The following is a 1,172-nucleotide window of genomic DNA, read 5'->3' on the forward strand; positions in this document are numbered from 1 at the left end:
GGGAATCAACTCTGCTTCAAAGATATCCTGCCCTCGATAACCCAAGCCCTGAAGATCGTCTGCGTCCAGAAAGTCCCCCAACTTTTGAGAAAGGTCTATGATTAGTTTGTGCTTGATCAAATAGGCGGATTGAAGGACCAAATAGCGGGGATCATTGTTTTTCGGTTCCACGAATTTTAATTGTGCAATCAACTCAAACATCGATACCGGCTGATACCAGGAATCCCCGGCATTTTCCCATTCCCGATCTTCTATATCGAGGGGAGTGAGGGGCAGTTGGTAGCGGTCTACCAGATAGCTTAAAGCTTCCCTTGCCTGCTCTTCTGGAGAAAGGTCGGACTCATAGAGTTGGGTGATTTTTTGCTGGAGACTTTGCTCAGATTCTACCCATTCTTCCAGACTGGGCCATGGCTTTCGTTGCAAAAGGGATCTTTTTGTTTGAAGAAAATTCAGCCCAGCATTGCGCCGGGCTGAATTCTGATTTATTTATAGAATTGCTTTCTCAGCCCATTGGGACCGTACCATTCTTCATCGGAGATTTCCAGAGGTTTGAATTCAATACCTTTGTCCATTTTTTGCTTTTGGAGTTCATTCTTCAGCTCCTCTGAAACAATTAGATATCTGGGACCTGTAATATGAATGGATAGAATATGGTATGGGCATCCCTCTTTTATAAATATTTTATAAGGAGATCGTTCATCCATATGCCACATTTCCTTTTCTCGGAAATTGATGAAATCATTCAGATTTTTAAATTGAATAATTTGTTCAGTCACTTCATATCTGGCACGAGGTTGACTTTCCTCACTAATGAGTTTTCTTTTTCTGAAAAAGAATTCAGATTTCCTAAAATCTACCCATTCATCGTCAAAGATTACCTTGTCTGTAATCCAAAATCCTTTCACTGGTTCTTTTCCTCTGATGACCGGGCAAGGATAATACCGGATATTATCTTTTCTAAATGATTCTATAAGCGATTTTGCTTTTGTGGATACAATGACCCGCATAGATAGATTTGATGAGGGTCTATAGAAGTCCAAAAACTTACCCCCAGCTTTAAGTATTTGACTATGGATTTTATAGGTAGACAAATCTTTGACCTCTCGCTCTTGGCTCCCCATTATTAAGTCTTCATCTTTGAAATCAGAATTATATTGGATTTTGCAAACATT

At 39.9% G+C, this 1,172-nt stretch carries 2 protein-coding genes; both read right to left on the bottom strand.

Annotated features, from left to right (window positions below; genetic code table 11):
• Positions 1 to 423: hypothetical protein (locus BM043_RS19285; protein WP_143189586.1), on the bottom strand; the 423-nt coding region annotated here is incomplete at its 3' end.
• Between the two features lie 59 nt (positions 424 to 482).
• Positions 483 to 1,172, bottom strand: a 690-nt coding sequence (locus BM043_RS19290; RefSeq protein ID WP_177188535.1) for a hypothetical protein, incomplete at its 5' end; no start/stop codon positions are given.

The sequence above is a fragment of the Algoriphagus hitonicola genome (assembly GCF_900113375.1).
Taxonomy (GTDB): domain Bacteria; phylum Bacteroidota; class Bacteroidia; order Cytophagales; family Cyclobacteriaceae; genus Algoriphagus; species Algoriphagus hitonicola.